This is a genomic window from Halostella litorea (genome assembly GCF_004785955.1).
Lineage (GTDB): Archaea > Halobacteriota > Halobacteria > Halobacteriales > Natronoarchaeaceae > Halostella > Halostella litorea.
Window position 1 is genome coordinate 201,216 of sequence record NZ_ML214300.1, and the last position, 20,341, is coordinate 221,556.

The 20,341-nt window shown below is 67.4% G+C and carries 18 protein-coding genes and 1 tRNA gene; 13 read left to right on the forward strand and 6 right to left on the reverse strand.

Features of this window, described 5'->3' with window-relative positions:
- Positions 1-16: 16 nt before the first annotated feature.
- Together EYW40_RS01010 and EYW40_RS19775 are read right to left on the reverse strand one after the other, a co-directional pair.
- The gene (locus EYW40_RS01010; RefSeq protein ID WP_135819768.1) at positions 17-445 is read right to left on the reverse strand and encodes a DUF7346 family protein; all 429 of its coding nucleotides are present in this window, start codon (positions 443-445) and stop codon (positions 17-19) included.
- Between the two features lie 44 nt (positions 446-489).
- A complete protein-coding gene (locus EYW40_RS19775; RefSeq protein ID WP_449271846.1) occupies positions 490-663 on the reverse strand; it encodes a DUF7331 family protein in 174 nt (57 codons plus the stop codon).
- Positions 664-781: 118 nt separating this feature from the next.
- On the opposite strand from EYW40_RS19775, the gene EYW40_RS01020 reads away from it, so the two are divergent.
- Positions 782-3,478 (forward strand): DNA-directed DNA polymerase, encoded by a 2,697-nt coding sequence (locus EYW40_RS01020; RefSeq protein WP_135819770.1) that lies wholly within the window; start codon positions 782-784, stop codon positions 3,476-3,478.
- On the opposite strand, the gene EYW40_RS01025 is transcribed toward EYW40_RS01020, so the two are convergent.
- Complete coding sequence (locus tag EYW40_RS01025) at positions 3,471-5,171, reverse strand: histidine kinase N-terminal 7TM domain-containing protein (protein WP_135819771.1); 1,701 nt, start codon at positions 5,169-5,171, stop codon at positions 3,471-3,473. The genes EYW40_RS01020 and EYW40_RS01025 overlap by 8 nt on opposite strands.
- 343 nt (positions 5,172-5,514) lie before the next feature.
- Here EYW40_RS01025 and EYW40_RS01030 point away from each other — a divergent pair, with 343 nt between their 5' ends.
- From EYW40_RS01030 to EYW40_RS01055, 6 genes are all read left to right on the forward strand, one after another.
- Complete coding sequence (locus EYW40_RS01030) at positions 5,515-6,429, forward strand: ABC transporter ATP-binding protein (protein WP_135819772.1); 915 nt, start codon at positions 5,515-5,517, stop codon at positions 6,427-6,429.
- A gap of 58 nt (positions 6,430-6,487) precedes the next feature.
- Positions 6,488-7,918 (forward strand): Fe-S cluster assembly protein SufB, encoded by a 1,431-nt coding sequence (gene sufB, locus EYW40_RS01035; protein ID WP_135819773.1) that lies wholly within the window; start codon positions 6,488-6,490, stop codon positions 7,916-7,918.
- 1 nt (position 7,919) lies between these two features.
- Entirely contained in the window at positions 7,920-9,131 is a 1,212-nt protein-coding gene (gene sufD / locus EYW40_RS01040) for a Fe-S cluster assembly protein SufD (RefSeq protein WP_135819774.1), read from the forward strand.
- 122 nt (positions 9,132-9,253) lie between these two features.
- Positions 9,254-9,754 carry a ferritin-like domain-containing protein gene (locus tag EYW40_RS01045; protein ID WP_135819775.1) on the forward strand — a complete coding sequence of 167 codons (501 nt, stop codon included), beginning with the start codon at positions 9,254-9,256 and terminating at the stop codon, positions 9,752-9,754.
- A 31-nt stretch (positions 9,755-9,785) separates the two neighbouring features.
- Entirely contained in the window at positions 9,786-10,217 is a 432-nt protein-coding gene (locus EYW40_RS01050; RefSeq protein WP_135819776.1) for a metal-dependent transcriptional regulator, read from the forward strand.
- A 132-nt stretch (positions 10,218-10,349) separates the two neighbouring features.
- Positions 10,350-10,422 (forward strand) — tRNA-Gln (locus tag EYW40_RS01055).
- Positions 10,423-10,486: 64 nt separating this feature from the next.
- On the opposite strand, the gene EYW40_RS01060 is transcribed toward EYW40_RS01055, so the two are convergent.
- Complete coding sequence (locus EYW40_RS01060) at positions 10,487-11,128, reverse strand: hypothetical protein (protein WP_135819777.1); 642 nt, start codon at positions 11,126-11,128, stop codon at positions 10,487-10,489.
- A gap of 166 nt (positions 11,129-11,294) precedes the next feature.
- Here EYW40_RS01060 and EYW40_RS01065 point away from each other — a divergent pair, with 166 nt between their 5' ends.
- The 3 genes from EYW40_RS01065 to EYW40_RS01075 all read left to right on the forward strand — a co-directional run bounded on the left by EYW40_RS01065 (position 11,295) and on the right by EYW40_RS01075 (position 14,352).
- Complete coding sequence (locus EYW40_RS01065) at positions 11,295-12,194, forward strand: DpnII family type II restriction endonuclease (protein WP_135819778.1); 900 nt, start codon at positions 11,295-11,297, stop codon at positions 12,192-12,194.
- Between the two features lie 46 nt (positions 12,195-12,240).
- Positions 12,241-13,179, forward strand: a complete 939-nt coding sequence (locus EYW40_RS01070; RefSeq protein ID WP_135819779.1) for a DNA adenine methylase — start codon at positions 12,241-12,243, stop codon at positions 13,177-13,179.
- A 171-nt stretch (positions 13,180-13,350) separates the two neighbouring features.
- Positions 13,351-14,352 (forward strand): two pore domain potassium channel family protein, encoded by a 1,002-nt coding sequence (locus EYW40_RS01075; protein WP_135819780.1) that lies wholly within the window; start codon positions 13,351-13,353, stop codon positions 14,350-14,352.
- Positions 14,353-14,376: 24 nt separating this feature from the next.
- Here the strand turns inward: EYW40_RS01075 and EYW40_RS01080 are convergent, their stop codons facing one another.
- Positions 14,377-14,859 (reverse strand): FxLYD domain-containing protein, encoded by a 483-nt coding sequence (locus tag EYW40_RS01080; protein WP_135819781.1) that lies wholly within the window; start codon positions 14,857-14,859, stop codon positions 14,377-14,379.
- Between the two features lie 171 nt (positions 14,860-15,030).
- Between EYW40_RS01080 and EYW40_RS01085 the strand changes: the two genes are divergently transcribed.
- The 3 genes from EYW40_RS01085 to EYW40_RS01095 all read left to right on the forward strand — a co-directional run bounded on the left by EYW40_RS01085 (position 15,031) and on the right by EYW40_RS01095 (position 18,701).
- The gene (locus EYW40_RS01085; RefSeq protein ID WP_135819782.1) at positions 15,031-16,080 is read left to right on the forward strand and encodes a DUF7972 family membrane protein; all 1,050 of its coding nucleotides are present in this window, start codon (positions 15,031-15,033) and stop codon (positions 16,078-16,080) included.
- Positions 16,081-16,192: 112 nt separating this feature from the next.
- Complete coding sequence (locus tag EYW40_RS01090) at positions 16,193-17,245, forward strand: DNA-methyltransferase (RefSeq protein ID WP_135819783.1); 1,053 nt, start codon at positions 16,193-16,195, stop codon at positions 17,243-17,245.
- 82 nt (positions 17,246-17,327) lie between these two features.
- Complete coding sequence (locus EYW40_RS01095) at positions 17,328-18,701, forward strand: hypothetical protein (protein WP_135819784.1); 1,374 nt, start codon at positions 17,328-17,330, stop codon at positions 18,699-18,701.
- 138 nt (positions 18,702-18,839) lie between these two features.
- On the opposite strand, the gene EYW40_RS01100 is transcribed toward EYW40_RS01095, so the two are convergent.
- On the reverse strand, positions 18,840-20,282 hold the full coding sequence (locus EYW40_RS01100) for an aryl-sulfate sulfotransferase (protein WP_135819785.1): 1,443 nt from the start codon (positions 20,280-20,282) through the stop codon (positions 18,840-18,842).
- Positions 20,283-20,341 lie beyond the last annotated feature (59 nt).

Genomic DNA, 20,341 nt, shown 5'->3' on the forward strand with positions numbered 1-20,341 from the left:
GGCGGGCGGCGTTGAGTCAGTCGCCGCCCCGGAGCGCGTCGAGCGCCTCGGCCGCGGTTTCGGTCGCGGCGTAGCCGCGCTCGCCGCCGACGCGAGCCTCCTCGACCAGCCCGGCGGCGCGGAACTCCGCGAGCAGGCCGTGCAGGTCGCTCTCGCAGAGGTCGTACGCGCCGAGGAGGTCGCGGATGGCGACCGGGCCGCGGTCCGCCAGTTCGGCGAGCAGCCCCAGCGATCGGTCGTCGTGGGCCGCGGCGACGACGCGCCGGACGGCGGGCGGGACGCCGGCCGCCGCGGTTTCGAGCGGCGAAACGTCGTCAAGGGGTGCGATGGCGTCGTTATCGACGTAGCGCTCCTCCCCGGTGGCGGGGTCGCGGACGAGGCTGCTCTCGGCCGACTGCTTGACCAGCAGGTAGCGGTCGCCGGACTCGTCGCGAACTGTTCGCATGAACTGAGGGTTGGTCGGTCCCGCGGTTAGGCGTTGCGGGACGGTCAGACCTGCTCGCGCAGCGACAGCGTCTTCGACGTCTCGAGCCACGCGAGCGGGTTCTCCGCGTCGTAAAACACGACGCCCCCCTCGGTCTCGTAGGCCTCGACCGAGTCGATACCGTCCGGTTCGGGCAGGTCCCGGCTGTGCTCGCCGTGAGCGCTCGCGTGGTCGGTCATCGTTGTGCTCCAACCCATGTTATATTTTCACACACTAAATGTCTTGTTGCTGGCGCGGTGTCACGTCCGCCGACCGGGTAACCCAGACGTTTTTATCGGCGGGTGCCAACCGGCGTCCATGACTGATTCGGGCCAGACGGGGCTCGGCGACTTCGGGGACGGCGGCGACGAGCGGCCCGCCGAGGAGGCGGCGGCCGTCGCCGGCAACGGCGGCGGGTCGTCCGTCGAGGTCGTCAACCCGCTGGAGGAGGCGGTACCGGAGGCCGACGGAACGGTCGACCTCACGGTGATGCAGGTCGACTACACCATCGTCGGGAGCGGGGAGGACGAGCGACCGATCATCCACGTGTTCGGGCGCACCGCCGACGACGAACTGGAGCACGTCCGCGTGCTCGGCTTTCGGCCGTACTTCTACGCGCCGACCGCGAACCTCGACGCGGAGAAACTGGACGACGACCGCATCACCGGCACGGAGGCGGGCCACGAGAGCATCCGGGGGGAGGAACTGACGAAGGTGTTCGGCCGGACGCCGCGGGACGTCGGGAACATCCGCGACCGGTTCGACCACTACGAGGCGGACATCCTGTTCCCGAGTCGCTTTCTCATCGACAAGGACGTCGGTAGCGGGATCCGCGTGCCCGAGCGGCGGGCCGACGACGGCAGCCTGCTCGTGCCACACGACGAGGTCGAGCCCGTCGAGGGCGAGGCGACGCCGCGGGTCAACACCTTCGACATCGAGGTCGACGACCGCTCGGGCTTCCCCGAGGACGGCGAGGAGCCGATCGTCTGCCTGACGAGCTACGACTCCTACGACGAGCAGTACGTCGCGTGGCTGTACGACGCGCCGGTCGGCGGCGTCGACGCGCCCGAGGCGCTGTCCGAGTACGAGCCGATCGGCGACGACGCCGACATCGAGGTGCGCACCTTCGACGAGGAGGAGGCGATGCTCGACGCGTTCGTCGGGTACATCGAGCGGACCGACCCCGACGTGCTAACGGGGTGGAACTTCGAGGACTTCGACGCGCCGTACTTCCTCGACCGGCTGGAGACGCTCGCGAGCTACGACCACGACTACGACCTCTCGATCGAGCGCCTCTCGCGCGTCGGCGAGGTGTGGCGCAGCGACTGGGGCGGGCCGGACGTGAAGGGCCGGGTGGTGTTCGACCTGCTGTACGCCTACAAGCGGACGCAGTTCACCGAACTGGAGTCCTACCGGCTGGACGCCGTCGGCGAGCAGGAACTGGGCGTCGGCAAGGAGCGCTACCCCGGCGACATCGGCGACCTCTGGGAGGACGACCCCGAGCGCCTGCTGGAGTACAACGTCAGGGACGTGGAACTCTGCGTCGAACTCGACCGCAAGCAGAACATCGTCGACTTCTGGGACGAGGTGCGTTCGTTCGTCGGCTGCAAGCTAGAGGACGCGACGACGCCCGGCGACGCGGTCGACCTGTACGTCCTCCACAAGGTCCACGGCGACTTCGCGCTCCCCTCCAAGGGCAAACAGGAGAGCGAGGACTACGAGGGCGGCGCGGTGTTCGACCCGATCACGGGCGTCCGGGAGAACGTGACGGTGCTGGACCTGAAGTCGCTGTACCCGATGTGCATGGTGACGACGAACGCCAGCCCCGAGACCAAGGTCGACCCCGAGACGTACGACGGCGACACGTACGTCGCACCCAACGGGACCCACTTCCGGAAGGAGCCGGACGGCATCATCCGGGAGATGGTCGACGAACTGCTCGCCGAGCGCGAGGCGAAAAAGGAGCGCCGGAACGAGTACGACCCGAACAGCCAGGCCTACGAGCGGTTCGACCGCCAGCAGGCCGCGGTGAAGGTCATCATGAACTCGCTGTACGGCGTGCTGGGCTGGGACCGGTTCCGGCTCTACGACAAGGAGATGGGCGCTGCCGTAACCGCCACCGGCCGCGAGGTGATCAACTTCACCGAGTCCGCCGCCAACGAGGTAGGTCACGAGGTTGCCTACGGCGACACGGACAGCGTCATGCTCGAACTCGGGGGCGACGTCTCCGTCGACGAGGCCATCGAGCAGTCCTTCGAGATAGAGGAACACATCAACGCCTCGTACGACGAGTTCGCCAGCGAGGAACTGAACGCCGATGAGCACCGCTTCCAGATCGAGTTCGAGAAGCTGTACCGGCGGTTCTTCCAGGCCGGCAAGAAAAAGCGGTACGCCGGCCACATCGTCTGGAAGGAGGGCAAGGAGGTCGACGACGTCGACATCACGGGGTTCGAATACCAGCGCTCGGACATCGCACCGATCACCAAGCGCGTCCAGAAGGAGGTCATCGACCGGATCGTCCACGGGGAGGACCGGGAGGCGATCAAGGAGTACGTCCACGACGTGATCGAGGACTTCCAGCGCGGCAACGTCGACCTGGACGACGTGGGCATCCCCGGCGGCATCGGCAAGCGCCTCGACAACTACGACACCGACACGGCGCAGGTCCGAGGCGCGAAGTACGCCAACGCCTTCCTCGGGACGAACTTCGCGCGCGGGAGCAAGCCCAAGCGGCTCTACCTGAAGAAGGTCCACCCCGCCTTCTTCCGCCGGATGGAGGACGAGGAGGGGTTCGACCCGCAGCACGACCCGCTGTACGGCGAGTTCAAGCGTGACCCCGACGTCGTCTGCTTCGAGTTCGCCGACCAGGTGCCCGAGGAGTTCGAAGTCGACTGGGACAAGATGCTCGACAAGACGCTGAAGGGGCCGATCGCCCGCATTCTGGAGGCGCTCGACGTCTCCTGGGAGGAGGTCAAGTCGGGGCAGGAACAGACCGGACTCAGCAGCTTCATGTAGACTCACCGGTCGCTATCTCGAACCGCGCGCCGCCGTCCGTCCCTTCAGTCACGGTGATGCGCCAGTCGTGTGCCTCGACCGCCATCCGGACGATCGAGAGTCCGAATCCGGTCCCGTCGTCCGCCGACGTGTGGCCTCGGTCGAAGACCGCCTCGCGGTCCGCCGTGGGGATGCCGGGGCCGTTGTCCTCGACAAAGAAACCGTCGGCCGTCGTACCGACCCGGACCGTAACGTCGTCCCCACCGTGTTCGATCGCGTTTCGATAGAGGTTCTCGAAGATCTGCAGCAGTTGGGAGCGGTCGGCCCTCACCTGCTTTCGAACGTCGTTCTCCAGGGTCGCTTCCCGCGTGTCGACGTAGTTCCACGCCTCGTCGGCGACCCGAGAGAGGGCCACGTCCTCGGGGTCGTCGACGCTCCGACCCTGCTTCGCCATCGTCAGCATCTCGTCTATTATCCCTTCCATCCTGTCGAGGCTCTCCTCCATCTCGTCGAAGTGCCGAGGGTCGCCGGTCTCTCGCGCCAGGTCTAGGTAGCCGTCGATCACGTTGAGCGGGTTCCGGAGGTCGTGGCTGACGATGGAGGCGACCTCTTCGAGCCGTTCGTTCTTGCGCTCCAGTTCCGTCGACCGGCGTTCGAGCGCGCGCTGGCGCAGGACCTGGTCGGTGACGTCGGTGAACATGATGAGCCGGCCGACGCCCCGGTCCTCGTCGACCCGGATCGGGGAGATGGTGACGTCGAACCAGCGCTGCTCGGTCCCGCAGTCGTGAGAGAGACGCGTCCGCGTGTCGAATTCGTCCACGAGTGGTTCCGCCGACGGGACGTGGTCCGAGACCAGCGTCGACAGCTTCGTCCCCACGAGCGCGGACGGATCCGGGCCGACGATGGCTGCGCCGCGCTCGTTCGCGTCGACGATCGTATCCTCGGTGTCCACGACGAGCACGCCGGCTTCGACGCTATCGAACACCGTGCTACGGGCGATCGGAATGAGGTCTAACAACCGGTAACGGTACACCGCGGTCGCGAGCATCACCCCGGCGACAGCGAAGGCGAAGGGCGTCCCGTCGACCGCCGTCACCCCGACGAAGTACGCGGCGTTGGTCACCACCGGGACCGTGATCGCGACGAGTACCGTCGCCGCCTGACCGCGGTACCGTTCGTCCCGGCGACGGCGGAACGACGCGACGAACAGGTAGATCGCGGCGACGATGAGCGCGTAGTCGTAGACGCTGTACACCACCGCCCACGGTCCCGGGGTTACCTCGGTGAACAGGCCGCCCGCCTGCCCGATGTCCCGTCGCACGAGGTGGTGAAGGTGATTCGTCCAGGTGAGGACGTTAGTCAGCGCCGGAATCACGAACAGGGCGGCGATCCGGCGGGGTCGCCGCCAGTCGTCGCGCCCCGTGTACTCCGCCGCGAACAGGAACAGCAGCGGCGAGATGAGCGTGGGACCCAGCACACGAACGTTGTTCCAGAAGGCGGCGGTCGCCGCTCCCGAACTAGTGATCTGGAGCGCGTACGCGCAACACCACACGGCCGTGGCGACTAGGATAGTTCCGAGGAGCCGCGCGACGCGCTCCGACCACCGTCGGAGCGTCGACAGGAACACCAACACCATGGCAACACCGGACACGAACAGCAGGGCCACGTACGACGCCGACAGCGTGATCGATCCCCCGGGAGCGGCCCAACTCACGGTTCGTTCGTCACCAAGATAGGTCCGTCCTTTCGACTGATCTGGTATATTTGTTTGGGCTACACATAGCCCGTAGTCGACGGAGCAGCCATCCAGGCCGCGGGTAGCGGCGCGGCCGGGAAGAGCAGTACTAACAGCGATCTATCGGCGAGTTAACCGACACTGATCCCTGGATCCGGCACTCCATCATCTGCGCTCTTGACGGTCATCGGCAGCGCTGATCCCCCGCGGTTGTTTCTGGTTCTGAAAATCTATTTCCCACAGGACGAAAACGAATACGGCGAAATGCGAAAGCATTATGCGTGGTACGGGCCTTGATAGAGGTACCAGAGGAGTACCCAGTATGGCACAATTAGAGCTCAGCAATCTCCACGCGGAAGTCGCCGAAGAGGGCGTAGACGAGCAGATTCTCAAGGGTGTCGACCTCACGGTCGAGTCCGGCGAGATCCACGCGCTGATGGGACCGAACGGCAGCGGGAAGTCCACGACAGCGAAGGTCATCGCGGGTCACCCCGCCTACGAGGTCACCGACGGCGAGGTGCTGCTCCACCTCGAGGAGGGTGACTTCGGCGGGGACTTCGATATCCCCGAGGACAAGCGCACGTGGGACCTGCTCGACCTCGAACCGAACGAGCGCGCCGCGCTCGGTATCTTCCTCGGCTTCCAGTACCCTGCCGAGATCGAGGGCGTCACGATGACGAACTTCCTCCGGACGGCGCTGAACGCCAAGCTCGAGGAGCGCGAGGAGCTCTTCGAGGACGAGGACGACGAGGACGAATCCGAGGAGGAAGCCGGCTACGAGTCCTCCCCGATGGAGGGCCCCGCCGACGAGGGCGAGGTCGGCGTCGCCGAGTTCCAGCAGATCCTCTCCGAGAAGATGGAGCAACTGGACATGGACGAGCGGTTCGCCCAGCGCTACCTCAACGCCGGCTTCTCCGGCGGCGAGAAGAAACAGAACGAGGTGCTTCAGGCCGCCATCCTCGAGCCGTCGATCGCCGTCCTCGACGAGATCGACTCCGGGCTCGACATCGACCGCCTGCAGGACGTCTCGAAGGGGATCAACGCGCTCCGCGACGAGCAGGGCACCGGCGTCCTCCAGATCACGCACTACCAGCGCATCCTCGACTACGTCGAACCCGACCGCGTCCACGTCATGCTCGACGGCGAAGTCGCCGAGAGCGGCGGCGCGGAACTGGCCGAGAAGCTCGAGGACGAGGGGTACGACTGGGTCCGCGAGCAGGTGTACGGCACCGCGTAACCGGATTCAACTAGAACCAACGCTATAAGGCCAGGACGGTAACCAACGAACAACAACAATGAGTTCAGATCAAGACCACCTGAAAGAGACGGACACCGAGAAGCGCTTCGAGTTCAAGAAAGAGGAGAGCGCTGCGGTGACGTCCGACAAGGGACTGACCGAGGAAGTCGTCCGCATGATAAGCGACGACAAGGACGAACCGGAGTGGATGCTCGAGCGGCGCCTCCGCGCGCTCAAGCAGTACCAGGAGATGCCGATGCCGACCGACTGGCCCGGCCAGCCGGACCTGTCGGAGCTGGACGTCGAGGAGATCGTTCCCTACATCCGCCCCGACGTCGACAAGCGCGAGGGCGCGGACAGCTGGGACGACCTCCCCGAGGACATCCAGGACACGTTCGAGAAGCTGGGCATCCCGGAGGCCGAGCGGAAGGCGCTCTCGGGCGTCGGCGCGCAGTACGAGTCCGAGGTCGTCTACCAGAACATGCAGGAGCAGTGGGAGGAGAAGGGCGTCATCTTCTGCAACATGGACGAGGCCGTCCAGGAACACGAGGACCTCGTGAAGGAGCACTTCATGACGAAGTGCGTCCCCCCGAGCGACAACAAGTTCGCCGCGCTCCACGGCGCCGTCTGGTCGGGCGGCTCGTTCGTGTACGTCCCCGAGGGCGTCACCGTCGAGATGCCCGTTCAGGCGTACTTCCGCATGAACAGCGAGGGGATGGGCCAGTTCGAGCACACCCTCATCATCGCCGAGGAGGGCTCGGAGGTCCACTACATCGAGGGCTGTTCGGCCCCGAAGTACGGCACCCACAACCTCCACGCCGGCGGCGTCGAGGTGTTCGTCGGCGAGGACGCCCACGTCCAGTACTCGACCGTCCAGAACTGGTCGAAGAACACGTTCAACCTGAACACCAAGCGCGCCATCGCCGAGAAGGGCGGCACGATGGAGTGGGTGTCGGGCAGCATGGGCTCGAAGGCCACGATGCTGTACCCGTCGACCATCCTCAAGGGGCGGGGCGCGACGGACAACCACATCACCATCGCCTTCGCGGGCGAGGGCCAGGACATCGACACCGGCGCGAAGGTGTACCACAACGCGCCGAACACGAAGTCGACAATCGAGTCCAAGTCCATCGCGAAGGACGGCGGCCGCACGAACTACCGCGGCCTCGTCCAGATCGCCGACGGCGCGGAGGGCTCGTCGACCGCCGTCGAATGCGACGCGCTGATGTTCGACAACGAGTCGACCTCCGACACCATGCCGTACATGGAGATCCAGGAGTCGAAGGTCGACGTCGCCCACGAGGCGACCGTCGGGAAGATCGGCGACGAGGACGTGTTCTATCTCCAGAGCCGCGGCCTCGACGACGACGACGCCAAGCAGATGATCGTCTCCGGCTTCATCGAGCCGATCACGGAGGAACTGCCCATCGAGTACGCGGTCGAACTGAACCGCCTCATCGAGCTGGAGATGGAGGGGAGCCTCGGATAACATGAGCACGCAGGTACACGCAACCATCGACGAGGGGACGGTACGGGAGCTCTCGGACTCGCTCGACGAGCCCGAGTGGCTCCTCGAAACACGGCTGGAGGCGCTGGAGGCGCTCGACGACCTCGACATGCCGTCGGTCATCCGGACGCCCGGCCGCGAGTGGACGAACCTCCACGACCTGGACTTCGAGGGCTTCGTCGACCCGCTGAACGCCGCGGAGGACAAGGACCAGGTCGGCCCCGACGAGGTCGAGGTCCTGCCCTTCGCCGACGCGGTCGACGAACGCGAGGACCTCGTCAAGGAGCACTTCGGCTCCGTCGTCGACCCGCAGGAGGACTACCTGACGGCGCTGTCGACGGCGCTGTTTAGCACCGGGACGGTCGTCCACGTCCCTGAGGGCGTCGACGCGGAGGACGTGACGGTCCGCACCGAGATGAACAGCCGGTCGCTGTTCAACTACACGCTGGTCGTCACCGAGGAGTCCTCGTCGGTCACGATCCTCGAACGGCAGTCCACCGGCGACGACGTCGACGGCGAGCGCTACTACAGCGGGATCGTCGAGGTCGACGCCGCCGAGAACAGCAACGTCCAGTACGGCTCGCTCCAGAACCTGGACGAGGAGACGTACAACTACACGCTCAAGCGCGGCTACGCCGACACGTACGCCACGATCGACTGGATCGAGGGCAACATCGGCTCGCGCCTGACCAAGAGCTCCGTCGAGACGTACCTCCAGGGCGACTCCTCGGAGAGCCAGATCGTCGGCGCGTTCTTCGGCCACGAGGACCAGCACTTCGACGTGAACGCCCGCGTCTGGCACGAGGCCGAGCACACCACCGCCGACCTCGTCACGCGCGGCGTCCTCGACGACGAGGCACGCTCCGTGTACGAGGGCGTCCAGGACGTCGGGACCGACGCGTGGGACACCAACTCCTACCAGCGCGAGAACACGCTGATGCTCTCCGACGAGAGCGAGGCCGACGCCTCCCCGAAGCTGATCATCAACAACCACGACACCGAGGCGTCCCACAGCGCCACGGTGGGACAGGTCGACGAGGAGGACCTGTTCTACATGGAAGCACGGGGCACCGACCCCGAGAGCGCGAAGAACATGCTCGTCGAGGGCTTCTTCGTGCCGGTGCTGGAGGAGGTCGCGGTCGACGAACTCCGCGACGACCTGCGGGACCTCGTCGCCGCGCGGCTGCGCCAGTAGCGAGGCGCGCCCGAGCGCCTCGGAAAGCGAGCGGCGACGCCGCGAGTATTGCGACGGAATCGACTTTTGCGCCGTCCGCCGGAGTAGGGAGGGTTAAGTGACCCCGGGCCGGAACCGTTGGTATGAGCCTGGGTCAACGCGTCTCGACCGACCACCAGCTCGCCCGGCTCCTGCAGATCGGGGTCGTGCTGGAGGAGGTCGTCGAGGCGCGCGCCTACCGCCACCTCGACTCCCTCTCGCCGGCCGAACGGGAGGAGCTCGACGACGAGATAGCCGAACTGCTGGAGGACGCCGCCGAGGAGTCCGAGGACCACCGGGAGCGCCTGGAGCGGCTCGTCACGGAACTCGACGCCGAAACCGTCGCCTACGAGGAGATAGAGAAGCTGGTTGAGGCCCAGTACGCCCAGACGAGTCCGGACGACTTCGACGGCGTGCTGTACGACGCGCTGTGTAACGAGGAGACCGCCTACAAGTTCTACGACGACCTCATCGAGGCCGTCGAGGCGAGCGACGCCGACTACGCGATCGACCGCGGCCGCCTGCTCGACACGCTGCGGACGATCCGCGCGGAGGAGGAGGAGGGCGTCGAAGAAGTCACCGCGATCATGGAGCGCCGAGCATGACCTGGCACACGCATTCGACGGGGGGTATCGTATGAACACCGGCGACCAGTACCTCAAGGCGATCTACCTCGCGCAGCGCCTGGAGGACGGACCGGCCGCGACCGGCACGCTCGCGGACATGCTGGAGGTCAGCCCCGCGAGCGTCAACGAGATGATCGGCAAGCTGGAGGACCGCGGCCTCGCCGACCACGAGAAGTACAAGGGCGTCACCCTCACCGACGAGGGGATCGTCCGCGCCGAGGACGCGCTCCAGACGTACTGCATCATCGAGCGGTTCCTCGCCAACGTGCTCGAAGTCCAGGAGTACCGCGAAGAGGCCCGCGCCCTGGAGAGCGTCATCGACGACACCGTCGCCGAGCGGCTCGACACCATCATCGACCGCCGCAGCGAGTGTCCCGACTGCTTCGACGCCGAGGAGGACAAGTGCGAGTACCTGGAGCCGGTGGTCGAAGGGGCCGACTGACCGGCCGCGATATCGAACGATAAGCCATAAGCCCGTCTGGCGAATATTCGGTAGCACGCTCGAGACGAGCGACGTCCCTGCCGGTGACCGGTCCGACGGACCGCGGATACCGGGAGCGAACGCCGCGAGCGAAGTCCCGTGGTGTAGTGGCCAATCATATGGGCCTTTGGAGCCCATGACGGCGGTTCGAATCCGCCCGGGACTACTAAAATATCTCACATTAAAACCGGCTAGCTCCGGCTGCGGGTGTCCGAGGGAAAGGACACGAGCTACGTCCGGCTCCGAATGGACAGCTCGGACCGGTTGATTTCGGGGAGCGGCTGGAGGTCGTCGATCTCGTCGATCGGGTCGCCATCGTACAGCGACTCGATCGTCCCCATCGTTCGGTCACGGCCGTCCCCGTGCCAGTAGCGGATGTCCTGCTCAATGAGCAGCCACGGGAGCGGTCGAAGTAGCGCCTCCGGAACGCGGCCCTCGGTGAAGTCAAACCGATCGGCGTACTCCCGGATCGCCTCGTCGGGAGCCTTGCCGGCGTGAATGTCGAAGGCTGTCCGACAGAGCGCTTCGAAAGCCTCCTGCGGGGCGTGTTCGCGCTTGTGAGCGAAGTCCGAGTAGATCTCGTCGTGCGATGGCCGCATCGTCGCGCTGTCGTCCCAGCCCTCTACGCGGACCTGATAGTCGAACCCGTTGTTGAGCTGCCCCGGGTGCTGGAGGTAGACCTCGTGGCCCGTCGACAGTCGGTCGACGTAGAAGCGGTGCGACCCCCCGTGGTAGGGGACGGTCGTTGCGAAGGTCAACACCACGCCCATCCGCTGCCTGTTCAGTGGCTCTTCCCATTCGTGTGCGTCCAGCATCGCCTCGACCGGTTCGGGATAGTCCTCGAATCCGAGTACGCGGCTTTCGGTGGTCACGATACCTGTGACCGGCCCCGTACTGATAGTCCGTTCGACACGTCTCCCAACTACCGCCCGCTCAGATCCGACCGCCCCCGCCAAACGAGCGTTCGCACGAATGGACGGCAGTCCTACCAGTCGGCGAACGGTACTGTTATCCCACGGTGATGTCTCGTTCCGCCGTATGCCGATTCGCCAACACCGTCCGCCCACGGACGAGTTCGTGGAGGACTTCATCGAGCACGCCGTTCCCTCGGCGATCCCGAACGACCGGTTCATCGACTGGGACTCGATCGACGACGATGTCGACAAGTACGAGAAACAGATCGAGGCCATCGCCGGCCTCGAAAACGCCACCGAGTCGGAGTTCGTGGAGGGGGTGGCGGACGCGCTGATGGCGGCCGACGATACCCGCGAGTGGATCGACTTCTACTTCGAACTCGTCGGCGAACGCGGCAACAAGTACAGTTCCCTCGAAGGGGTCTGGAAGTTCTATCCCGTCCAGCGGGCCATCGACGGGGGGGACCGGGAAGAGGCGCTCGACCTCGCCGGCGTACTCCAGAACGTCGGCCTCCAGTACATCGTCGACGAGGGGAACGTCCGCGACCACTACCGCGGGATGCTCGTCGGGATGGAGAGCCACGCGCGGAAGAACCGACAGGGGCTCTGTTTCGAGGACGAAGTCGAAAAGCGGGTCGCGGAAGTGACCGACCGTCTCGGGGAGGATGGATACGACGTGGAGTACGACGACGAATACACGACGGCGTACGACGACGATACGGGGCAGGAGAAGACGGTCGACTTCGCTATCTTCGAAGACGGCGACCTCGCCGTCGCCTTCGAGGCGAACTGTTACAAGGTACAGGGAAGCAAGCCGTCGGAAATCCGCCGGTCGTACAACCACGTCGCCCAGCGAATGCGGAACGACGGGGTCGTCTTCGTTTGGATCACCGACGGACAGGGGTGGGAATCGATGGAGAACGTTCTCGCCGAATCCTACAACGACATCGTGGACGTGTACAACCTCCATCAAGCCGACGAACACCTCGCCGCCGATCTTGTCGACGATTTCGACGACGAGTAGCCTGCAACAGGACCTTTATAACCCAGAACTGGTCATGCAACAGTAGATGGTCAAACCCGTTCTCAAGTGGGCGGGCGGCAAGCGACAGCTGCTCGACGAGATATACTCCCGCTTCCCTGCCGACTACGGACGCTATCACGAGCCGTTCTTCGGCGGCGGTGCCGTCTTCTTCGACCTGGAACCGGCCGACGGGACGGTCAACGACACGAACCCCCGCCTCGTCAACTTCTACCGGGTGGTGCGTGACGAACCCGACGCGTTGATTTCGCGCCTCCGGGAGTTCCGGGACCCCGAAGCCGACCCCGACGACAGTGAGGCGTTCGCCGACGAGAACTGGAAGGGGAAGGCGGTCGAGCAGTACTTCTACCAGCAGCGCGCCCGCTTCAACCGGCGCGCGTACGCCGACGAGGAGTGGCCGGCGACCGAGGCCGACCGCGTCGAGGAGGCAGCGCTCCTCCTCTATCTCAACCGGACGTGCTACAACGGCCTCTACCGGGAGAACAGCAGCGGGGGGTTCAACGTCCCCATCGGGCGGTACGCCGACCCGGACTGGGTGATGGCCGACCGCGTCCGGGCGGCGAGTCGCGCGCTCGACGGCACCGACATCCGAAACGCTGACTTCGAGTACGTCCTCGACGCGGCGGGGGAGGGCGACCTCGTCTACCTGGACCCGCCCTACCAGCCGATGAGCGCGACCGCCAACTTCGCCGAGTACTCCGCCGAGGGGTTCGACCGGAGCGACCAGGAACGGTTGCTCGCGACGGTCGAACGACTCGACGACGCCGGCGTTTACTTCGTCCTGAGCAACAGCGGCGTGATGTACGAACTGTACGACGACGCCGGGTTCGCCGTCGAGAAGGAGGGGGCGACCCGGAGCATCAACAGCGACGAAACCGCCCGCGGGGAAGTTGACGAGATCGTCGCCACGAACGTTCCGGAAGGCGAACGCGGGGAGCAGGGGCAGGCGTCCATCGCGGACTTCTGACGCCGGCCCGCCCCGGGACCGCGGCCCACTCCACCTTTATCCGGCAGCGAGTGGTTGATTCACCATGCCGAAGTGGCAAGCGCCGCCTCCGGAGGCGTCGCGCGTCGCGGCACCGCTCGTGCTCGCACCGTCGTGGACGAACCGACCGCCGCGGACCGCGTCAATCCCCGCATGAGACCCCTCTACCTCGTTCTGGGTGTAGTGATACTGGTCGTCGTGGTCGTCGACATCCTCTGGACGACGCTCTGGGTCGACGGGGGAGCCGGCCCGCTCTCCTCGCGCCTGTCGACGTGGGTGTGGCACGGGCTCCGGGCGGTGGGCGGGAACCGGACGAAGGTGCTGAGCCTCTCGGGGCCGATCATCCTCGTCGTCACGCTGGTCGCGTGGGTCGGGCTCCTCTGGGCGGGCTGGACGCTCGTGTTCGCCGGCGGGGAGAGCTCGCTCATCGACGCGCGAAGCGGGGGACCGCTCGGCTGGACCGACTGGGCCTGGTACGTCGCGTACACGATGTTCACCGACGGGAACGGCGACTTCACGCCCAACGGGGGAGTGTGGCAGATGGCCTCGTCGCTGACGACCGCCAGCGGGATGCTGTTCGTCACGCTCGGCGTCTCCTACGTCCTCTCGATCCTGGGGGCGGTCGCCGACAAGCGGGCGTTCGCCAAGAGCGTCACCGGGATCGGCGACCGGGGCGAGGCGTTCGTCCGGGCCGGCTGGGACGGCGAGGGGTTCCGCGACCTCGACCTCCCGCTCAACGAGATATCGTCGGACCTGGGCCTGCTCGCGGAGCAGCACAAGTCGTACCCGATCCTCCACTACTACCACAGCGAGGACGCCTCGGACTCGTCGCCGCTGGCCGTCGCGGTCCTCGACGAGGCGCTTACGGTCCTCGAGTTCGGCGTCCCGGACGACGAGATGCCGAACGCCGCGCTCGTCAAGAGCGCCCGGTCGAGCACGGAGGACTACCTCGAGACGCTGACCGCTGCGTTCATCCAGCCCGCCGACGAGACGCCGCCGCCCCCGGCCCTCGACAGGCTCCGCGAGGCGGACGTTCCCATGGTCCCGGACGGGCAGTTCGACGAGTCGCTTGCGGGGGTAGACGATCGGCGGCGGAAGCTGCTCGCCGCCGTCGAAGCCGACGCGGTGGACTGGCCGCCAGCGGACGACGAGTAGGGCGTCTCACGGCCGGTTCCGCCGTCACTCGGGGAGGCCGAACACCGCGGCGTCGTAGGCCGCGATGTCCGCGGCCGACGCGAGGAGGATCGCCTCGAACCGCCACCGCGTGTCGGGGGGGATGTCCCCGGTGGTGGCGAGGTAGCGGCCGAGCTGTGCGCCGCCGTCGTCGTACACCCGGACGCGGACCTCGGCGTAGTCGACGGTGGACTCGCCGCCGTTCTCGACGACCCCCTGCACCGTCGGTCCCTTGTACCCGTCGACCAGCACGAACTCGTGCTCGACGAGCGAGAGCGCGTCGAGGGCGCTCGCGCCGTCGTTCGCCGTCCGCTGGGCCAGCGCCGCCGCGGCGGCCATCTCGGCGGCCGACCGCGGATCGCCGCCCGACGCGTCGACCGTCCGCCGCTCGTACTCCGGTTCGTCGCTCGTCGCGGCACAGCCGGCCGCGAGCGCCGCCGCTCCCGTGCCGAGCGTCGCCAGCAGGCTCCGGCGCGTCGAACGCCCCATCACCGTCGAGCCGTGCGGAAGGTGCGGTTACTGTCTGCCGTCACGGTAGCAAACGGACGTCGAGGAAGCATTTCAAGATACGCCCCGGCCGCGGAGTCCATCGACGAACGTGGACCCCAGAGGAGTGTCGCGCGGGACAACGCTCTTTGGAGCGGTGACTGTTGAGGGACCATGGGGGCTGCCGGCGCTGGGGACACGGGGGAGTCGTCGGACGGGAACATCGCCAGTCGGACGCGGTCGCGGAACCGCCTCGTCGAGTGGGTGCTGGTCGACGGGAACCGGCTCCACGTCACCGCGGTCACGTCCGCGGGGGTATTCGCGGTGCTGCTCGCCTGCCACCACCTCGGAGTCATCGCGTTCACGAACCCCAACTCGGTCACGCGGATGGCCAGCGGGATGGTCGCGGGGTCGTTCTCGCTGGTCACCATCGTCGTCTCGGTGAACCAGCTCATCCTCTCCCAGGAGTTCTCGCCGGCCGGCGAGTTCCGCGACCGGCTGGAGGGCGTGCTGTCGTTCCGCCGGGACGTCGAGGATGAGACGGAGGTCCCGGCGGCCCCGGCGGAGCCGACGCGGCTTCTCGAACTGGTCGCCGAGAACGTCCGCGTCCGCGCGAACGGCCTCGCCGACGCCGCGGCCGACATCGACGACGAGGACCACCGGGAGCTAACCGTCAGGTACGCCCGCGGCGTCAGGGAGCGGACCGAGGAGGTGGACGAGGCCCTCGGGCGCAAGGGGGCGAACACGTTCGACGCCCTGTCCACGGCCGTCGACTACGACGACGGGTGGCAGCTGTACGCCGCGAGGCATCTCCGCAACGACGCGCCCGCGCTGTCGGAGGGGACGCGCCGGGCGTTCGACGATCTGATCGAGGCGATCCGCCTGTTCAGCACGGCGCAAGGCCACTTCAAGACCGTCTACCTCCAGCGGGAGCTCACCCGCTTCTCGCAGCTGGTGATCCTCTTCGGATTACCCGCTATCGGCGCGGCCGCCCTCATCGGCCCGCTGTACGGCGGGCTCGGCGGCGCGACGGTCCCGGTCAAGTACCTCCCGTACGCGGTCGCCGCGCTCGCGACGGTCGTCTCCATCCCGGTGAGCCTGCTCGCGTCGTACATCCTGCGGACCGCGACGCTGACCCGCCGGACCGCGGCGATCGGGCCGATGCTCCCCAAGCGGGACGCCGACGACGGCCCGTTTACGGTCACGCACGGCGATCTGGAGTGACCGGGCCGAACGCGCGAACGGGCCGGAGTCGACGCCCGCTGCCGCGGCGGCCCGGAAGCCGCCGGCGGACATGCAAAGTCCCTATTACGAAGGCACGGGGAACAGGCGGGTAATGGAGACGCAGCACCGCGTCGTGGTCGGCGACTCCCGCGACCTCGCCGAACTCGACGACGACGCCGTCGAACTCGTCGTCACGTCGCCGCCGTACCCGATGATCGAGATGTGGGACGACGTGTTCGCCGAACTCGACCCAGCGGTCGGCGAGGCGCTGGACGCCGGCGCGGGGCAGGCGGCGTTCGACCTGATGCACGAGACGCTGGCCGAGGTGTGGGCGGAGGTCGAGCGCGTCCTCGTCGACGGCGGGATCGCCTGCGTCAACGTCGGCGACGCGACGCGGACGGTGGACGGGAGCTTCCGCGTCTACCAGAACCACTCCCGGGTCGTCGACGACTTCGAGGCCCTCGGGTTCGACCCGCTGCCGGAACTGCTGTGGCGGAAGCCGAGCAACTCCGCGGCCAAGTTCATGGGGTCGGGCATGCTGCCGCCCAACGCCTACGTCACGCTGGAACACGAGTACGTCCTCGTCTTCCGCAACGGCGGCGAGTCGCGGGCGTTCGAACCCGGGGCGACCCGCCGGTACGAGGCGGCGTACTTCTGGGAGGAGCGAAACCGGTGGTTCTCGGACGTGTGGGCCGACGTCAAAGGCGAGTTCCAGACGCTCGACGGGAGCGAACTCCGCGACCGGTCCGCGGCGTTCCCCTTCGAGATCCCTTACCGCCTCATCAACATGTACAGCGCGTACGGCGACACGGTCCTCGACCCGTTCTGGGGGACGGGCACCACGTCGCTCGCCGCGCTCGTCGCCGGCCGCGACTCCGTCGGCTACGAGCGCGAACCGGCGTTCGCGTCCGTGTTCGAGGACCGCGTCGAGGACGCCCCCACCCTCTCCAGGGACGTGGTCCAGCGACGGCTGGCCGACCACCGCGAGTTCGTGCGCGAGGAGCGCGATGCCGGCGGATCCTTCGACTACGAGGCCGACCACTACGACTTCCCGGTCACGACGAAACAGGAGCAATCGATCCGGCTGTACGCCGTCGACGGCGTCGAGGCCGACGGCGACGGCTACCGCGCGGTCCACGACCCGGTCGGCGACGGGAGCGCGTAACGGCCGGCCGCGAAGGCCGGCGACGGCCGGACGCGGACCGACCTGACAAGATTCATTACGCCGCCCGCAAGACGGCCGATGTATGCGTCGGTCCACGCTCGTTGTTTTGGTCGCGTTGACGCTCCCGGCGATGGCGATGCCAGGCCTCGTCGCCGCCGACGGGATGCAGGAAGGGAACGGGACGAACCCCTGCGTCGGGACGATGGAGGAACGCCCCGACGAGAACACGGTCGTCAGCATGCAGGGGACGCGACTGACCGACGACGGGTACGAGAAGTGGCCCGCGATGTTGATGTCCTACGAGCCGAACGGCTCGTTCGACTGGGCGCACAACGCCTCGCTGCGCGGGCGCTGGTTCGCGTACGACGTGGACCGCACCCCGGACGGCGACCTGCTGTTCGTCACCACGGAGAGCGGCAACACGAAGATCGGGAAGCTGGACCCCGGGCGAAACGAGTACGAGTGGGTGCGTGACTTCGACGGCGACCCCGACGACGAGTCGACGCCGCAGGTCGACGACGCCCACGACGCCGACCGGCTCAACGACCACGAGATAGTCATCGCGGACAAGGGCGAGGGCCACGAGCGCCTACTCGTGTACAACGTCACGAGCGACGAGGTGGTCTGGGAGTGGCGCTTCGAGGACCACGCCGAGCAGTTCCCCGAGAGCGGCGGCGGCCCCGAGGGCGACTGGACGCACGTCAACGACGTCGACCCCGTCGGCGACCACCTCTTCATGATCTCGCCGCGGAACTTCGACAAGGTCGTCTTCGTCAACCGGACGACCGGCGACGTCGAGGAGAACCTCACGCTCGGCGAGGACGACAACTACGACATCCTGAACGAGCAGCACAACCCCGACCACCTGCGCGGCCCGGACGGCCAGCGGACGATCCTCGTCGGCGACAGCGAGAACGACCGCGTCGTCGAGTACGCCTACGACGCCGAGAGCGAGGAGTGGGAGCGGGTCTGGACGGTGACGGGGCTGAACGAGCCCCGCGACGCGGACCGCCTGCCCAACGGCAACACGCTGGTCAGCGACCGGATGGGCCACCGCACCGTCGAGATCACGCCGGAGGGCCGGATCGTCTGGGAGATATACACGCCCTACGAGACGTACGACGCCGAGCGCGGCGGCCCGGGCTCCGAAGGGCCGACGATGCGCGAGGTCGGCGTCAACGGGACGTACGAGGCCCACAACTCGGCCAACTTCACGACCGAGGAGATCGAGACCTGCGCCGCGGCGATGTACGACTTCGCGCCGTCCGAACTCGACAGCGGCGGGTCGGGCGGCGACGGGGACGGTGACGGCGACGGCGGTATCGTCGGCGGCACGGACGGTGTCGCCGGGGTCGGCGGCGACGACGGCGTCTCCATGGCCGTCGTGGCCGGCGTCGGCGGCGCAGTCGTCGTCGCCCTCGGCGCGGCGGCGCTGGCGTACCGCCGCCGGGACTGAGGACGCTCCCCTGTCGGGCTGTTTTTCACTCGTCGTGTCGGCCACTCCCGGGAGAATAGCGTACTGCGGGACGTCCGAGGAAGGGAAGCGGATCGAAACGGGGGCGGAGGATGCCGAAACAGTTCGCGACGGCCGGGATCAGTCGCCGCGGAGCCGCCGGCCGACGCCGTCGACGCCGTTCCGCACGCCGGCGGCGACGCGCTGCCGGTTGACTATCAGTTCCGCGCCGCCCCAGACAAGCGCGACGAGCAGCCCGGCCAGCGCCGAGACCAGCGTCCACGACCCCATCCACACCGGGCGGATCCAGGGCTCGAAGTGCGCCCACCGCGACGCCAGTTCCTCCGCGTTGCCGAGGCCGACGGCGCTGCCGCCGTCGGCGATGGCGTCCGCGACGGTGTAGCGGTTGGCCGGCCCGGAGACGTCGCCGCCGTAGACGGTCGCGTTGCCGCCGGTCCCCGCGTCGGCCATCGTCGGGCCGTTCGAGGCCCGCTCACCGCGCTCGGCGTCGTACGGTGCCCAGGGCGCATGGAACTCCCAGACGACCTCGCCCTGCGGCGTGATCTCGACGACGCGGTGGTTGAGGGTGTCCGCGACGAGCGTGTTGCCGTTGGGCAGGCGGTCGGCGTCCCGTGGCCAGTTGAACCCGTCGACGGACCAGACGAGGTTCCACTCGCACTTCGAGGGCGGCGTCCCGGCGCCGAGCCGCGGGTCGGCGTCGCCGCAGTCGCGCTCGTACTCGACGACGCGGTCGTTCTCACTGTCCGCGACGACCATCACCGGCGTCCCGTCCTCGCGCTCCATGTAGTCCGGGTTGTGCTGGGCGTACAGCGTGTCGTGGTCGCCGTCCTCGCCGAGCCGCATGACTATCTCGTCGGTCTCCCGGTCGATGACGATCGCCTGGTCGAAGTTCCGCGGCGAGGCGAGCACGTAGCGCTCGCCGTCGCCGATGAACTCGGCGTCGTTGACGTGCGTCCAGTCCTCGCCGAACCCGCCGGCCGTGTCGTTGGCGTAGTGTTCGTGGAAGGTCCACTCCCACTCGGTCTCGCCGGCGGTGACGTTCCGGATGTAGAGGCGGTCGTTGCTGACGCCGTCCTCGTACTGGCGCATGTTGGCGATCAGCATTCGGTCCTCGTCGAGCCGGTTGATGTTGTGCGTGTCCTTCAGGTCGAACTCCTCGGTTCGGACCGGCTCCTGCTTCTCGGGGTCGAACTCCATGGCGATCGTTCCCCCAGCGTTGGTCGCGGTGACGAACAGGTCGCCGTTTTCCATCGGGTCGACGTCGTAGAACCAGCGCGCGCCGACGGCGTCGCCGTCGAACGACCAGCGGAGGTCGCCGTTCTCGTCGGCCGCGGCGAGCCGGGCCGGTTTCTTCGCGTTCCCGTAGCCGTCGAAGTGGAAGCCCTGGCTCGTGACGTAGGTCACGTTGTCGGCCGGTTCCTCCACGGTTCCGGACCCGAGCCCCACCGTCTGCGGGTTGACGGCGGCGTAGGCCGCGGGGGCGAGGAGCACGCAGATCAGCGCTGCGAGCCCGCCGCGGAGGAGCCAGCGGCGGGGTGGCAGGGAGTCGCGGTCGAAGTCCATATCGCGAGTGGGAAGAGGCGATACGAAACCCTTGTGGTGTCGGCGGCGCGGGGGCGGGT

Excerpts from the sequence above, each read along its gene's own strand:
- EYW40_RS01065 (WP_135819778.1), top strand. The coding sequence starts at position 11,295 with ATGCCGATTCGCCAACACCGTCCGCCCACGGACGAGTTCGTGGAGGAC.
- EYW40_RS01085 (WP_135819782.1), top strand. The coding sequence starts at position 15,031 with ATGGGGGCTGCCGGCGCTGGGGACACGGGGGAGTCGTCGGACGGGAAC.
- EYW40_RS01070 (WP_135819779.1), top strand. The coding sequence starts at position 12,241 with ATGGTCAAACCCGTTCTCAAGTGGGCGGGCGGCAAGCGACAGCTGCTC.
- EYW40_RS01095 (WP_135819784.1), top strand. The coding sequence starts at position 17,328 with ATGCGTCGGTCCACGCTCGTTGTTTTGGTCGCGTTGACGCTCCCGGCG.
- EYW40_RS01080 (WP_135819781.1), bottom strand. The coding sequence starts at position 14,859 with ATGGGGCGTTCGACGCGCCGGAGCCTGCTGGCGACGCTCGGCACGGGA.
- EYW40_RS01075 (WP_135819780.1), top strand. The coding sequence starts at position 13,351 with ATGAGACCCCTCTACCTCGTTCTGGGTGTAGTGATACTGGTCGTCGTG.
- EYW40_RS01010 (WP_135819768.1), bottom strand. The coding sequence starts at position 445 with ATGCGAACAGTTCGCGACGAGTCCGGCGACCGCTACCTGCTGGTCAAG.
- EYW40_RS01050 (WP_135819776.1), top strand. The coding sequence starts at position 9,786 with ATGAACACCGGCGACCAGTACCTCAAGGCGATCTACCTCGCGCAGCGC.
- EYW40_RS01020 (WP_135819770.1), top strand. The coding sequence starts at position 782 with ATGACTGATTCGGGCCAGACGGGGCTCGGCGACTTCGGGGACGGCGGC.
- EYW40_RS01100 (WP_135819785.1), bottom strand. The coding sequence starts at position 20,282 with ATGGACTTCGACCGCGACTCCCTGCCACCCCGCCGCTGGCTCCTCCGC.
- sufB (WP_135819773.1), top strand. The coding sequence starts at position 6,488 with ATGAGTTCAGATCAAGACCACCTGAAAGAGACGGACACCGAGAAGCGC.
- EYW40_RS19775 (WP_449271846.1), bottom strand. The coding sequence starts at position 663 with ATGACCGACCACGCGAGCGCTCACGGCGAGCACAGCCGGGACCTGCCC.
- EYW40_RS01090 (WP_135819783.1), top strand. The coding sequence starts at position 16,193 with ATGGAGACGCAGCACCGCGTCGTGGTCGGCGACTCCCGCGACCTCGCC.
- EYW40_RS01030 (WP_135819772.1), top strand. The coding sequence starts at position 5,515 with ATGGCACAATTAGAGCTCAGCAATCTCCACGCGGAAGTCGCCGAAGAG.
- sufD (WP_135819774.1), top strand. The coding sequence starts at position 7,920 with ATGAGCACGCAGGTACACGCAACCATCGACGAGGGGACGGTACGGGAG.
- EYW40_RS01045 (WP_135819775.1), top strand. The coding sequence starts at position 9,254 with ATGAGCCTGGGTCAACGCGTCTCGACCGACCACCAGCTCGCCCGGCTC.